Source organism: Lichenihabitans psoromatis (genome assembly GCF_004323635.1).
Classification (GTDB): Bacteria; Pseudomonadota; Alphaproteobacteria; order Rhizobiales; family Beijerinckiaceae; genus Lichenihabitans; species Lichenihabitans psoromatis.
Map to the genome: position 1 here is coordinate 4,469,517 of NZ_CP036515.1, position 14,104 is coordinate 4,483,620.

Here is a 14,104-nt window from a genome sequence, read left to right on the forward strand (position 1 = left end):
GCCCTATGCCGCACTGTTGTGCCGAGGCACGTCGGTGCGGCGGCTGAAGCCGAGCGGCGACAGGCCCGTCGCACAAAACTTGCAGACCTTTCAGGTCCGAGATGACCTCCTGGCCGTCATCCGCTCCTACAGAGACAGACCTATGGATATTCTTCTGCTCAACCCCAACACCAGCGATGGCATGACGGTTCGGATGCTGTCCGTGGCTCAGAGCCATGCGGCACCCGGCACCACGATCCTCAGTCGCACGGCGCCACGCGGAGTACCGTATATCTCGACCCAGGCCGAGGCGCTTGTCGGTGGGGCGATTGCGTTGGAGATGCTGGCCGCCGAAACGGCTTCCTACGATGCGGTCATCATGGCAGCCTTTGGGGACCCCGGGGTCGGGGCCTTGCGCGAAATGCTGCACGTTCCCGTGGTCGGCATGGCGGAAGCCGCGATGCTGACGGCCTGCATGCTGGGCCGGCGTTTCGCCATCGTGACCTTCGCGGCCGCCCTGACGCCGTGGTTCCGGGAATGCGTGGAGCATAACGGCCTCACCGGCCGCCTTTCGGCAATCCGGTGCCTCGCCGAAAGCTTCATCTCCATCAACGACGTGCAAAGCGAGAAGGAGGAGGCGCTTGTGGCCTTGACCAACCAAGTCGTCGCCGACACCGAAACCGATGTCGTTATCCTGGCGGGCGCACCGCTGTCGGGCCTCGCCGAACGCGTCAAACACCGCATTCCCGTGCCCGTCGTCGATGGGATCGCGGCGGCGGTGAAGCAGGCCGAGGCTGTGGCGTCGCTTCATCTGTGCAAAGCCAGCGCAGGCAGTTTTAGGCGACCCGGCGGGAAACCCTCGCAGGGGCTCGAGCCAGGCGTGGCCCGCTGGTTGGGTGGCGCGATCGTGCCACCGCCTACCAAAGATCACCCAGAAACCGATTGAGACCGACGTCGAGAGCCGCAACCCGACGGTTGGCTTCGAGCAGCGCCGGGGCCGCCAGGGCGGCGGTGCTTCGGATGACCTCGAAATCGCGCCGAAAGGCCGGCATGGCGTCGTTCAACTCGGCCCGGAAGGCTGCTTCGTCCACGGTGGTGAGCCGACCACCTCGCATCACGATCCGGCCGCCGACCATCACGGTGTCGACCCCCTGCCCGGTTTCGCTGAACACGAGTTGGCGCGCGACACTGTTGAGCGGCAGATAGGCGATGGTCGACAGGTCGATGAGGCTGAGGTCCGCCTTCAGGCCCGGCGCGATCGCGCCGACCACATTGCCGAGTCCCACCGCCTGAGCGCCGCCCCGCGTGGCCGCCTCGATGGCATGCACCGCATGGACGCCGGTCGGGTTGGGATCGGCGACGCCGGCCAGAAGACAAAACATCTTCATGCCCTGAAACATGTTCTGGCAATCGCCGCAGCTGCAATTGTCGCAGCCGATCGAGAGGGGAATACCGGCTGCCTTCAGGGCCGCGATCGGTGCGACGCCGCTTTTCAGCTTCATATTGCTGAGTGGATTGTGGACGATCCGCGCGCCACTGCGGGCGATGAGGTCGATCTCGTCCGGCGCGATCCAGACGCCATGCGCCATGGTGGTTCGCGGGCCGAGAAAGCCCACTGCCGCCATATGGCGGATCATCGAGCCACCTTGCGAAGCGTAAACGCGGCGCGCCTTCGCGGTCTGCGCTTTGGTCTCGTAGACATGCGTGAACACCGGCAAGTCGTAGCGGTCCGACAGGCTCGCGACACCCTCGAGTAGACGATCCGATGACCGCTGCGGTCCCGATGCCGCGACACCCCAGTGCCACAAGCCGCCTGACGGCAGGCGCCGAATCTGGCTATCCACGAAGGCCAGATCCTCCAACGGATCGCGCGGCGTGCCGGTCACGGACCGGCGTACCGCTTCGCTGAGATCATCCGGCAGGAACGGCGCAATATCGAGTTCGGCGAGATCCCGCAAGGCAAGCGCGAAGACCACACGGATGCCCACCTCGCGGTAGGCCGAGGCGATGATGTCGAGCGTCTCCTCGTCCTGCGGCACCAGCGTGCACATGTCCTGCACGGTGGTGATGCCCTGTCTCAGACATTCGATGGCGCCCAGCAGGGTGCGGAGGCGGAGCTCCGCCTTGCTGCGCGGGCCGAAGAAGGCGGGCTGGCTGTGCATCGCCCAGAGGTCGAAGGGCGCATCCTCGACCAGCCCTTTCACCAGAGTGTCGTAGGAATGGTAATGAGCGTTGACGAAGCCTGGGACGATGAGACGATCCCGCGCGTCGATCACCTCGGCAAGGCCCCGTTCGGCCAGTTGCTCGACGTGCCGCTTGCGATCCTGATCGTCGTCCGGCGCCGTCACCGACACGATGATGTCGCCATCAACCAGGACGTCTAGGAGCCCCGGGAGGTCGGTATCGCCGAGCGGGTCATACACCCGGCCTCCCTTGATCAGGATCATGACGCGGACCTTTGATGGGCTGTCGGAGTGGCGAGCACGGCTTCGGCGACATGGGCGAGCGCCAGGACCTGCCGGTCGGAGAACCGAGGCCCCGCGATCTGCAACCCGATCGGCAGCCGGCTCCGCTCGGACGGCACCGGAATCGAAATGGCGGCGCATAGGCCATGGTTGAAGAACGGCGTGAAGGCGGCATGCGCCCGGTCATCCACCGCTACTCCGGCGATGGTGTCCGGTCCGAGTTGCCCGTGCGGCCACGCCAGACAGGGGCTCGTCGGGCCGATCACCATGTCGATTCCACTGTGAAAGAACCGGGCGGCCGAATGCATGATGGCGGACGCCATGCCCTGGGCCGCGAGGACGTCTCGCGCCGAGAGGCCGAGGCCCCGCTCGATCTGCGCGCCGATATAGGGATCGAAGCGGTCGGGGATCCGTTTGCCAAGCCGCGCCATGACTCTGAGCCAGCCCGGCCCATTGCATCGGCATCAGTGCGGCTTCGCAGGCTCCCGCAGGCCAGAGCGGATCGACCTCGATGATCTGCAGCCCGGCCGCCCGCAGGCGCGTGACCGCCGCCTCGATCGCCTCGGCCACATCGGGATCCACCGGGCCGCCAAGCCCAAACGTCCGCGCATAGGCGGTCGTCAGCTGCTCCGACGGCTTGAGGACGGGGGCTGGCAAAGTACAGGTGAGCGCTTCGGATGGGTCGGGGCCGAGAATCGCCTCGAACATGGCCGCGACATCGGCGACGCAGTGCCCCATCGGGGCGATGACGGAGGTCAGCGACGCCGATCCGGGAAAGCCGGGGCCGTGGGCGACGACGCCGCCCGATGGCTTGAACCCGACGACGCCCGTATGCGCCGCAGGTCGCCGGGCGGAGCCGCCGCCGTCGGTGCCGAGCGCCAGGGGCACCAGCCCCGCCGCCAGCGCACTGGCGCAGCCCCCACTCGAGCCGCCGGGGGTCAGACGCAAGTCGATCGGATGTCGTGTTACGCCGTGCAGCGGATTGGAGGTGACGCCTTTGCAGCCGAATTCCGACATGTTGGCGACGCCGACCACGATCGCACCGGCCCGGCGCAGTCGGTCGATCGAGAGGCTGCTGGCGGGAGCCACAAAATCCGCATAAAGGCGCGAGCCCTGGGTCGCGCGCCAGCCTTCCGCCCAGATCGCGTCCTTGATCACGATGGGAACACCGGCCAGGGCGGGGCGCTCGCCCGCTTTGAGGCGGCGGGTCAGCGCCGCGGCCTCGGCAAGACTTCGGTCGGGATCGACCGTCACGATGGCATTGAGGACTGGGTTATCGGTCGCGATGCGGGCCAGGGCCGCCGCCACGACGTCGCTTGCATCGACGTGACCCGAGCGGACGGCCTGCGCGAGGGCGAGCGCGGAAGCGGGCGGTTGCATCGTCACGTCATGAGATCCAACCGGCGGTGCTCGAAATACCGGAGTTTCCGGCGTATCGTCGAGATCCCGACGACGTCGAGATCGGCGAGGACGAGGCCAGGACCGTCCGTGGTGGGACGCACGGCCAGCACGCTGCCATCTGCGTCGATCACGGCCGAATAGCCGAAATTATCCACCAGGGCGCCGGCGACCGTCTCGTCACCGACCTTATTGGCGCAGAGCACCGCGAGTCCGTTCTCCCGTGCATGGGTCCGCATTTCGCCGATGAAGAAGTCCATGTCGTCCCCGCCGCTGCCGGCGACCGGCACGACAACGAGATCGGCGCCCTTGCGGCGGAGAGCTCGCCACGCTTCGGGAAAGCGCCGGTCGTAGCAGACGAGAATTCCAAGGGTGATGCCTTCCGCCTGAACCACATGCAGACGGTCGCCGGGCGTGAAATGGGCCGGTTCGTCGAAACCAGGCGGCGGGTCGTCGCCGACCGGAAGATGCAGCTTGCGAGCAACCGGACCATCCCGCAGGGAACGCCCGTCCGGCCCGAAACCGAGCACCGCATTGTGATAGGCTTCCGTTGTCGGATCTCCTTCGTAAAACGGCAGCAGGAGGGTGATGCCGAGCTCTCTTGCAAGCGCAGAGAAGACGGCTGCCAAAGCGCCATCCGCCGGCTCCGCCCACGCCCGATAGGGCTCGGGCTTGTGGCCACAGAAATAGGGCAGCGTCGCCAATTCGGGGAGCGCCACGATGCTGGCACCCGCGGCAGCGGCCTCACGAACCGCCGCGATGGCCACACGCTGGTTCGCGGCAAGATCGTCGGTGCAGCCCGGCAGTTGAACGGCCGCCAGCCGGAGCGTCACGAAACCCGCTCCTGCTCCGCAAAGGCGCGATCTACCTCGTCCCGCAGCAGATCGGTCAGGTGATCTGTCAGCGCTCGGAAGTCTGGGCTCCGTGGATCCCTGGGGCGCGGCATCTTAATCGGCACGATGCTCTTGATGCGGCCGGGCCGGGCCGTGAACACCACCACACGGTCGGCGAGCGCCACCGCCTCATCGATGTGGTGGGTGACGAACAGCATGGATGCGCCGCTGTCGCGCCAGACCTCGATCAGAAAATCCTGCATCTTGGATCGGGTTTGCACGTCGAGCGCCGCGAATGGCTCGTCGAGCAGCAGCACCTCCGGGCGCAACGCAAGAGCGCGAGCCATGGCGGCGCGCTGGCGCATGCCACCCGACAATTGGTCGGGTCGCTTGTCGCCCGCGTCGCTCAGCCCGACCTTGCGGAGCAGCTCGGCCGCCACTTCCTTGCGGCGCGCTAAAGACACGCCCTGCAGCTTCAGGCCAAAGGTCACGTTCTCGCCGACCGTCATCCACGGAAACAACGACGATTCCTGAAAGATCAAGCCGCGATCGGTGCCCGGCCCCGTGACGGCAACGCCGCCGCTTTCGATGCTGCCGCTCGTGATGTTTTCGAGCCCGGCGATGAGATAAAGCAACGTCGACTTGCCGCACCCGCTCGGCCCGAGAAACACGACGAACTCGCGCCGATCGATGTCGAGGTCAATGCCGTCGAGGGCAAGAAACGGCACGGTTTCGGTCGGGAACGTCTTCCCGACATTGCGGCAGCGCACCAACGGGGGCTTGCTCGTGTCCCGCATCACAGCCGACTCACCGCGCTCGACGGTACCCAGAAGAGCACCCGGTTCTGAATTTGCCGCAGAGCGACGTCGAACAGAAAACCGGTCAGGCCGATCAAGGTCATCGTGAAGAACGACAGGCTGGAATTGAAGGTGTTGCGCGCAAGCATGACAATCTGCCCAAGGCCACTCCCGACACCCGTAGCCTCGGCCACCAGAACCACCATCCAGGCCCCAAAGAGGTTCATCCGCAGCACCATGAAGAGCGATGGAAGAATGGCCGGTATGATGACGTGGAGGAACAACTGGCGACGGCTCGCTCCCATGATGGCCCCGACGTTGAGATAGGTTTTACTGACGGAATCGATCTGGCTGATCGTCGACAAGGTCATGACGAAGAACAGCGAGATGAACACCATGAAGATCGCCGGTGGATTACCGATGCCGAAAATGAAGATCGCGACCGGCAGCCAGGCGATCGGTGAGATCGGCGCCAGTAAGGTGATGGTCGGCAAGGCGAGATTACCGAACACCTTGAAGTAGCGGATCAGCAACCCGCATCCGACGCTGAAGGTGAAGCCGAGCAGCAGGCCGATGATCACCCGCAGGCTGCTGGCCATGATGGTCGCCAACAGCGACTGGAACGCCCCCGACGTCGAAACTTCACCGACCACATCGCTCGAGACGAAGAACTGCGCCTGATCGGCGAAGCTCCGCAGGAAGATGTGAGGCGGCGGCAGCAACAACGGGTCCGCCCACCCGATCGCCCATGCGGCTTCCCATACGCCGGCGAAGCAGCAGATGGACAACAGCCACCAGCCTACGACGGTCGCGCCCTTGGCCACGCGCAAGCGCCGCGTGACCTTCAGAGGGGCCGCGAGCGGGGCGCTCGCGGTAAGGGGAAGCGACTTCATGCGGATTTGAGCTTGAGGCTGCCGTAGAGATCGGCATTCTCGGCGATCACCTCGTTCAGCATGGTCCAATCGAAGATGTCGGCTGTCGGCAAGGTTTTGATGTAGCGCAGGTCCTTGAGGTTCTGGGCGCGTCCGAGGATGAACTCCTGGTTCCGGCGCTGGTCGATCATGCCCGGCTGCTTGGTGGAGGCGTCGAGCGCTGCATCGAAGGTCGTCTTGAAGTATTTCGGCGTCGTCAGCTTGATGGCGGCCTCGATCTGATCCGGAGCCGTGTCGACCACGCTGCGGCGCGCGACCAGGATGGTATCGGGATAGTCGGGTCCCCAGACGTCAGTGCCGTCGCTGAGCAGTGTCGCGCCTCGTCCACGGAGGAAGCTGATCCAAGGCTCGATCGTGGTGACGGACTGGAACTCACCCTGCTCCAGCCCGTCGGCGGCCGCTTGGAGGGAGCGCATCATCCGCACGTGGACCCTACCATCGAGGCCGTAGTGCGCCAGGACGTCGGCGAGCAGCACCTGCATGGGATCGTCCGCGAAGGTGCCGACGGTTGCGCCGACGAGGCTCTTGAGGGTCGCGCCCCGCCGCCCGAGAACCGCCATACCACGGAGACCGCTGCCGGCGACAGCAACGAGGGGATCAGGCGATGTGGCATCCGCCAGAACTTGCGTGAAGCCTGTCGTGCCGATCGCGGCGCTGCCGTCTCGCAATCGACCCGCTGTCGAACCGAAGCCGTCGAGCGGAGCAGCAAAGACGTCAAGGCCAAGAGGGGCGAACAGCTCCGCGTCGAGCGCCAGGAACAATGGCAAATTCGACAAAGCCCCACCGTGGGTGAGGGTCAGCGGTTGCGTCATGGTGGCGGCGGTTGAATGCACGATCGGTCGATGCTTTCGAAGGTTCACCGTTCATTTCGCAAGTCACGTGCCACCTCCGGCGAAACCTGGCCGACATCCTTGTTTGTGGCTGGACAAGGAGCATTCGGCTCTGGCAGCAAGACACCCCAGACATTGTTCGCCAGCCAGCTGTGAAATCGTGCACAAAATTCAAGTCATATTGTTAGCAATTTCGGCAATTCGATTACGGAGGGGGCATGATATCGGCGGCAAGTAGCCTCGGCGACCGGCCTGCGGCGGCAGCCAAACGCGATATTTTCGCATCCATTCGAGAAGCCATCGTGTCTCGGAAACTGGCGCCCGGCATGAAGCTCACGGAAGACGTGATCGCAGACACGTTCGGCTGCGGACGCGGCCCTGTTCGCTGGGCGCTGGATCGACTGCAGGACGAGGGATTGGTGACGCTCGTTCCGAACCGGGGCGCCTTTGTGGCGGAACCGCCGCTCGATGAAGCCAAACACCTGTTCGGCGCCCGCCGCCTTCTCGAAGGCGGGATCGTGCGATGTCTCTGCGGGGCAACAAGTCCCAACGATCTCAAACCATTAATCGAATGCGTCGATGCGGAAGATCAAGCCCATGCGATTGGCGACGAGAGAGAGGCCCTTCGTCTTTCCGGCGACTTCCATCTTCGCATGGCCGCTATGACCGGCAATCCGATCGTCGAGACCATGCTGCGGGAACTCGTCTCCCGCACCATCCTGGCGATCAGCACCCACCAGCGGGCCGATACCTCGGGGTGCCGCAACGACGAACACAGGCGCCTGCTCGCGTTGATGGCCGCCGGCGATATCGAAGGTGCGGTGCAAGAGATGGAACAGCATCTCGTCGCTCTCGAACAGGGCTTGGACATGACCAAGCCCAACACCAGCGCCCCGAAACTCCGGGACGTTCTGCGGGGCAGTCTGGCAAAGATCAAAGCCGCGCCCCTTGGCTGAGCCACCATCGGGTTCGGTATGGCGCTTGCTATGACCTGCTGATCGTCGGGCCGGACAGGCCGGAAGCCAGAAGGAAGCATGATGTCGGAAGGTTTGTTGATCGGCGGCTGGATCGTAACCGGCGTCGAGAGCCGTGAGCGAGCGACCATCTTGCGGGATGCCGCCCTGGCCTATCGGGACGGAAAGGTTGTGGACGTTGGCCCGATCGCAGAGATGCGCGCCAAATATCCGGATGCGCCGACTTATGGCTCCCCCGACCACGCCATTCTGCCCGGCTTCGTCAACAGCCATCATCATGTCGGGCTGACGCCGCTGCAACTTGGTTCGCCTGATTATGCACTGGAACTCTGGTTCGCCAGTCGCATCTCCGGCCGGGCCGTGGACCTTTACCTCGACACGCTCTACTCGGCATTCGAGATGATCGCCTCGGGCATCACAACCGTGCAGCATATCCACGGCTGGATTCCGGGCCCCCTCTCACACATCCACGGCTGTTCGACCAAGGTCCTCGACGCCTATCGCACCATCGGCATGCGGGCCTCCTATTGCTTCGCGGTCCGCGAGCAGAACCGGCTCGTCTACGAGGCGGACGAGGATTTTCTGCAGCGACTTCCAACCGAAACGGCCGCCTTGCTGGCTCCGCATCTCGCCAAACAACGGCTTCCCTTTAATGATTATCTCAAGCTGTTCGACATGCTGAACGGCGAGAATGCGGGGCAGAACCTCACCCGCATCCAGCTCGCGCCGGCAAACCTTCATTGGTGCACCGACGAGGGGCTGCAAGCGCTGAAGCAAAAGGCCGATGCGGCCCATGTGCCGATGCACATGCATTTGCTGGAGACGGTCTACCAGAAGGAATATGCCCGCCGCCGCACCGGCACCACCGCGGTGAAGCACCTCGACAAGCTTGGTCTTTTGGGACCGGGCCTGACGCTCGGCCATGGCGTATGGCTGACCGAAGACGATATCGAGATCGCGGCCGCGACCGGTACCTGCATCTGCCACAATTGCAGCTCCAACCTGCGTCTCCGCAGCGGTGTCGCACCGGTCAACGTTTTCGAGGCGAAGGGTGTCACGGTCGGGATGGGTCTCGACGAGGCCGGCATCAACGAAGATCGCGACATGCTGCAGGAGATGCGGTTGGCCCTGCGGGTTCACCGCGTCCCCGGCATGCGGGAGGAGGACGTGCCCTCTTGCCCGCAGATCCTCAAAATGGCGACCGAGCATGGCGCGATGACCACGGCGTTCGGCGCGAGCATCGGAAAACTGGAGCCCGGCCGCTTCGCCGATGCGGTGCTGATCAACGTGAAGAAGGCGTTCTACCCCTATCAGGACGACGATATCCCGATGCTTGACGCGCTGATCCAACGGGCCAAGACCGATACGGTGGATGCCGTCTTCGTGAACGGCGAGATGATCTACGAGCACGGCCGCTTCACGCATATCGACCGCGACAAGGTTCTGGCCGAGATCGCCGAAGCCATGTCACGACCGCGCACCGAAGCGGAAATGACCAGCCGTGAACTACGGCGGCAGGTGTTCCCGCATGTCGAGGCATTCTACCGCGACTATCTCACCGACATGCCGGAGCGGCAGCCCTTCTACGCGCCGTCGTCGCGAACTTAACTCGGGGCGCCATCGCGTCCAATGCTGTCTCAGCTTGCTCGTCGTCGCGGCCATCCCGCGGCGGCGAAGGGCAACGCGGATCGCTTCTCTCATCGTCACTCGTCGGAATGTTGCATGCCGCGTCTCGGGATTCTGGTTCCCTCCTCCAATACCGCGCTCGAGCCGCTCGTGGCCCGCATGCTGAGTGGGCTGCCCGACGTTACGGCGCATTTCAGCCGATTTCCCGTCACCCGGATCGATCTGTCCGAGGGCGGTCTCGCGCAATTCGATCCCACGCCCATCATCCTCGCCGCACGCTTATTGGCGGATGCCGACGTCGACGTGATCTGCTGGAACGGCACCTCGGCCGGTTGGTGTGGCTTCGACACCGACCGTTCGCTCTGCGCGCAGATCGAGGCTGCGACCTCCATCCCCTGCGTCACCTCGGTCCTCGCCCTCAACGACGCCCTGCACACGATCGGGGCCAAGCGCTTCGGACTGGTGTCGCCCTACACCACCGACGTCCAAAGCAGGATCGTGGCCAATTACGCGTCCGCCGGCCTTCATTGCGTTGCCGAACGGCATCTCGGCATCTCGCGCAACGCCGATTTCGCCGACGTGCCGCCTGCGACCCTGGACGCGATGTGCCGTGAGACAGCGGCGACGCGCCCGGACGCCCTGATGATTTTCTGCACCAATCTCAAAGCCGCCGATCGCGTCGCGACGCTCGAAGCCGAACTCGGCCTTCCGATCTACGACACCATCGCGACCGGGATCTGGAAAGCGCTCGCCTCGATCGGCGCGAAATCCGAGCGGATCATCGGCTGGGGGTCTCTGTTCGGCCTTTCGACAGGGTCGTGAGCGGCGGAGCCCGCCCCGATCGCATCGTCCGAACCGACTTACGCCGACCGTGTCGTCGCCCTCTCACATCGCGAGATAGGCCTCGGAGGTCTTCGGATTGCTGTCGATCTCCGCGATGGTGCCTTCGAGCATGACCTGCCCCCGCTCGATGATGATGGCGCGATCCGAAATGAGCCGGGCGAAGTGCAGGTTCTGTTCCGACAGAAGAATGCTCAACCCCTCGCGTTTAAGCTGCAGGATGGCGCGCGCCATATCCTCGACAATTTTCGGCGCGAGTCCTTCGGAAGGTTCGTCCAGAAGAACGAGGCTCGGGTTGCCCATCAGGGAGCGGGCAATCGTCAGCATCTGCTGCTCGCCCCCGCTCATCGCGCCACCCGGGCGGTTTTTCATCGCGCCGAGGTTGGGAAACAGCGTGTAAAGCCGATCCGGCGTCCAGACCGGAACCCCGGCGCGCGGCTTTTGCCGCCCGACCGCCAGATTCTCCTCGACGGTCAGATCGGAGAAGATCCGGCGATCCTCCGGCACGAAGGCCAAGCCATGCCGAACCACCTCGTAGGTCGGCCGCGCCGACAGATCATGCCCCTCGAAGATCACGCGCCCGGCGCGACGCTCGAGCAGACCCGCGATAGCCCGGAACGTCGTGGATTTCCCGGCGCCGTTGCGGCCCAGCAGGGCCACGACTTCACCCTGCCCGACCTGCAAGGCGACGTCGAAGAGGATTTGGGCCTGGCCGTACCAACCGCGCAGGCCAGAGACGTCGAGTTTGGGAGCCGGGTTCATGTCGTGGCCTCTTGCCCGGCCTGCGGCGCATAGACGAGGCCATCACCGAGATAGGTGGCGCGCACCCGCTCGTCGCGGCGCACCACATCCGGCGTACCGACCGCGATGAGTTCTCCCCGGTTCAGCACCATCACCCGGTCGGCATGTTCGAAGACGATGTCCATGTCGTGCTCGGTGAACAGCACACCGATCCCCCGTCGGCGCGCGAGATCGGCCGTAAAGCGCATGAGGGCGATCCGCTCGGTTGGCGCCATGCCGGCGGTCGGCTCGTCCATCAGCAGCAGCTTGGGATCGTTGGTGAGTGCGACCGCGAGTTCCAGGCGCTTCAGATCGCCATAAGCAAGCGCACGACAGACCCGGTCTCCCTGTTGCCGCAAGCCGACGAGGTCGAGCAGTGAATCCGCCTCCTCGCGTTGCGCGTTGCCGGCCGTGCCGGTCATACGACGGATCCGACCCGCATGCGCCAGCAACGCTGTCTGCACGTTCTCGCGCACCGTCATCGACCCGAATGTCGCCGTGATCTGGAACGTGCGGCCGACACCCCGCCGCCACATGCCAGCGGGTGACAAGCCCGTCACGGCTTGCCCGTCAAGCAGGATGGTGCCGCCATCCGGTTTGATCTGCCCGTTCAACATGTTGAAACAGGTCGATTTGCCGGCGCCGTTTGGGCCGATCAGCGCCAAGATCTCGCCGCGCATCAACCGGAACGATACGCCTCGAACGGCTTGCACGCCGCCATAGCGTTTGGCCAGGGTCGTGACCTCGAGAAGCGCAGCCTCGCTCATTCGGCGGTCTCCACGCGCGGTTGGGGCTGCGGGACGCTGGGCCTCCCGAAGGGCGAGCGCAGTTTACTCACGAAGCCGACGAGGCCGCTCGGGAACGCCAGCACAAGACCGACGATCACGGCGCCGAGGATCAGCTTCGAATAATCCGTCTGGCTGACGAGCCAGATCGAGAGGGCCTTGTAGACGCCCGCGCCGACGACGCTGCCCGACACCGTGCCAACGCCGCCGAGCAGCACCATAACCAGACCATCGACCGAGGTCGGGATACCGAGCGCGTCGGGGAAGACGCTGCCTTTCAGGAAAGCGAATTCCGCGCCCGCCAACCCCGCGGCACCGCCGGCCACGACGAAGGCAATCCATTGCGTCCAATAGCGGCCGATCCCGATCGCTTCGGAGCGCAGCATGCTGTCGCGCACCGCCCTCAGCCCGTATCCGAAAGGCGAAAACACAAGCATCCGAAGCGCCGCGACTCCGAGAACGGCGCAGCCGAGCGCGAACCAGAAGAAGCCGCGCGGCGATGACGCCCAAGCGGCGGGCCAAACGCCGAGCAACCCGTTGTCGCCTCCGGTAACGGCGCTCCATTGGAACGCGATGGACCAGGCGATCTGCGCGAACGCCAGGGTCAGCATGGCGAAATAGACGCCTGACAGCCGCACGCAGAACAGACCGAACAGCGCCGCCCCCGCGATACCGAACGCGACACCGCAGCCAAGCGCCGGGATCATCGACAAGCCGAGCGCCTTGGTGGCGAGCGCCGCGCCATAGGCCCCAAGGCCGAAATAGGCCGCATGACCGAAGGACGCGAGGCCGGCGGTCGACATCAGCAATTGCAGGCTGGCCGCAAACAGAGCCACGATGAGGATCTCGGCCCCGACCGTAAGCCAATAATCCCCGGCCACCAGCGGCAGCGCCGCCAACACCACCACGACACCGGCAACCGCAACCCGGCCGCGCGACGACATCGGCGCCCACGGGCGCGACGCCAGTACGGCGGCGCTTCGCGACAGCGCCTCGCGACGACCGAACAGCCCATAGGGCCGGATCACCAGAACGGCGGCCATCACCAGGAACGCGAGAACGATCGACACGGTCGGGAAGGCCAGGATCCCGAAGGCATTGAGTTCGGCCACGATGACCGAGGCGACGAACGCTCCGCCGACACTGCCGAGACCGCCGATCACCACGACCACGAAAGCTTCGACGATGACCTGCAGGTCCATAGCATGGTTGACGGCGTCGCGCGGGATCTGCAGCGCGCCGCCGAGGCCGGCCAGAAAAACGCCCAACGCGAAGACGGCCGTGAACAGCCACTTCTGATTGACGCCGAGCGCCGCCACCATCTCCCGATCCTGCGTGGCGGCCCGCAGCAAGATGCCGAACCGCGTTCGATGCAACACCAACCAGAGGGCGCCAAGCACCAGCGGCCCCATCGCGATCAAAAACAGATCGTAGGACGGGATCTGCTGGCCGAGCATCGAGACCGCGCCGCGCAGACCGGGCGCTCGCGGGCCGACAAGATCTTCAGGCCCCCAGATCAGCACGACGGCATCCTCAGCCATCAGGGTCAGGCCAAAGGTCGCGAGCAATTGGAAAAGATCCGGCGCGTGATAGATGCGGCGTAGGATCAGCATCTCGATCGCGGCCCCGACCGCCGCCACGACCAGCGCGGCCAGCACCAGCGAGCCCCAGAAGCCGAACGGACCCGAAAAGCTTTCGGTCAGCGTATAGGCCACATAGGCCCCGAGCATCGCGAAAGCCCCATGGGCAAAATTCACGATCCGGGTGACCCCGAAGATGATCGAGAGCCCCGACGCGACCAGAAAGAGCGACGAGGCCGCCGCAAGACCGGTGAGGAATTGGGCAAGATAGAAGTCCAAGACGCT

13 protein-coding genes and 1 pseudogene are annotated in these 14,104 nt (G+C 64.9%); 4 read left to right on the forward strand and 10 right to left on the reverse strand.

Annotated elements, in window-relative coordinates; genetic code table 11:
• The first annotated feature begins 142 nt into the window (after window positions 1-142).
• Window positions 143-925, forward strand: a complete 783-nt coding sequence (locus tag EY713_RS20850; RefSeq protein ID WP_131118815.1) for an aspartate/glutamate racemase family protein — start codon at window positions 143-145, stop codon at window positions 923-925.
• Here EY713_RS20850 and EY713_RS20855 read toward each other — a convergent pair.
• The 7 genes and pseudogenes from EY713_RS20855 to EY713_RS20880 form a co-directional block, all read right to left on the reverse strand.
• The gene (locus tag EY713_RS20855) at window positions 897-2,426 is read right to left on the reverse strand and encodes an amidohydrolase family protein (protein ID WP_131118817.1); all 1,530 of its coding nucleotides are present in this window, start codon (window positions 2,424-2,426) and stop codon (window positions 897-899) included. The two genes, EY713_RS20850 and EY713_RS20855, sit on opposite strands and share 29 nt — an antisense overlap.
• Window positions 2,423-2,875: an amidase family protein gene (locus EY713_RS23400; protein ID WP_281015364.1), complete on the reverse strand. Its 453-nt coding sequence runs from the start codon at window positions 2,873-2,875 to the stop codon at window positions 2,423-2,425. Before EY713_RS23400 ends, EY713_RS20855 begins: the two co-directional genes overlap by 4 nt.
• Window positions 2,876-2,972: 97 nt before the next feature.
• Window positions 2,973-3,824 (reverse strand): annotated as a pseudogene (locus EY713_RS23405) (amidase); the annotation flags it as partial.
• Between the two features lie 2 nt (window positions 3,825-3,826).
• The gene (locus tag EY713_RS20865) at window positions 3,827-4,675 is read right to left on the reverse strand and encodes a carbon-nitrogen hydrolase family protein (protein ID WP_131118819.1); all 849 of its coding nucleotides are present in this window, start codon (window positions 4,673-4,675) and stop codon (window positions 3,827-3,829) included.
• Window positions 4,672-5,472, reverse strand: coding sequence for an ABC transporter ATP-binding protein (locus tag EY713_RS20870; RefSeq protein ID WP_131118821.1), 801 nt, complete (start codon window positions 5,470-5,472; stop codon window positions 4,672-4,674). Before EY713_RS20870 ends, EY713_RS20865 begins: the two co-directional genes overlap by 4 nt.
• Window positions 5,472-6,365 carry an ABC transporter permease gene (locus EY713_RS20875; RefSeq protein ID WP_131118823.1) on the reverse strand — a complete coding sequence of 298 codons (894 nt, stop codon included), beginning with the start codon at window positions 6,363-6,365 and terminating at the stop codon, window positions 5,472-5,474. Before EY713_RS20875 ends, EY713_RS20870 begins: the two co-directional genes overlap by 1 nt.
• Window positions 6,362-7,237 (reverse strand): ABC transporter substrate-binding protein, encoded by an 876-nt coding sequence (locus EY713_RS20880; RefSeq protein ID WP_131118825.1) that lies wholly within the window; start codon window positions 7,235-7,237, stop codon window positions 6,362-6,364. Before EY713_RS20880 ends, EY713_RS20875 begins: the two co-directional genes overlap by 4 nt.
• 215 nt (window positions 7,238-7,452) lie before the next feature.
• Between EY713_RS20880 and EY713_RS20885 the strand changes: the two genes are divergently transcribed.
• From EY713_RS20885 to EY713_RS20895, 3 genes are all read left to right on the forward strand, one after another.
• On the forward strand, window positions 7,453-8,190 hold the full coding sequence (locus EY713_RS20885; protein WP_131118827.1) for a GntR family transcriptional regulator: 738 nt from the start codon (window positions 7,453-7,455) through the stop codon (window positions 8,188-8,190).
• 81 nt (window positions 8,191-8,271) lie between these two features.
• Window positions 8,272-9,816: an amidohydrolase family protein gene (locus tag EY713_RS20890; protein WP_131120036.1), complete on the forward strand. Its 1,545-nt coding sequence runs from the start codon at window positions 8,272-8,274 to the stop codon at window positions 9,814-9,816.
• Between the two features lie 114 nt (window positions 9,817-9,930).
• Entirely contained in the window at window positions 9,931-10,656 is a 726-nt protein-coding gene (locus EY713_RS20895) for a maleate cis-trans isomerase family protein (protein ID WP_131118829.1), read from the forward strand.
• Window positions 10,657-10,719: 63 nt separating this feature from the next.
• On the opposite strand, the gene EY713_RS20900 is transcribed toward EY713_RS20895, so the two are convergent.
• Genes EY713_RS20900 through EY713_RS20910 form a run of 3 tightly spaced genes read right to left on the reverse strand, consistent with a single transcriptional unit; the run spans window position 10,720 to window position 14,098 of the window.
• Window positions 10,720-11,436: an ABC transporter ATP-binding protein gene (locus EY713_RS20900; protein WP_131118831.1), complete on the reverse strand. Its 717-nt coding sequence runs from the start codon at window positions 11,434-11,436 to the stop codon at window positions 10,720-10,722.
• Complete coding sequence (locus tag EY713_RS20905; protein WP_131118833.1) at window positions 11,433-12,221, reverse strand: ABC transporter ATP-binding protein; 789 nt, start codon at window positions 12,219-12,221, stop codon at window positions 11,433-11,435. The genes EY713_RS20900 and EY713_RS20905 overlap by 4 nt, the downstream gene beginning before the upstream one ends.
• Window positions 12,218-14,098 carry an ABC transporter permease gene (locus EY713_RS20910; protein ID WP_131118835.1) on the reverse strand — a complete coding sequence of 627 codons (1,881 nt, stop codon included), beginning with the start codon at window positions 14,096-14,098 and terminating at the stop codon, window positions 12,218-12,220. Before EY713_RS20910 ends, EY713_RS20905 begins: the two co-directional genes overlap by 4 nt.
• Window positions 14,099-14,104 lie beyond the last annotated feature (6 nt).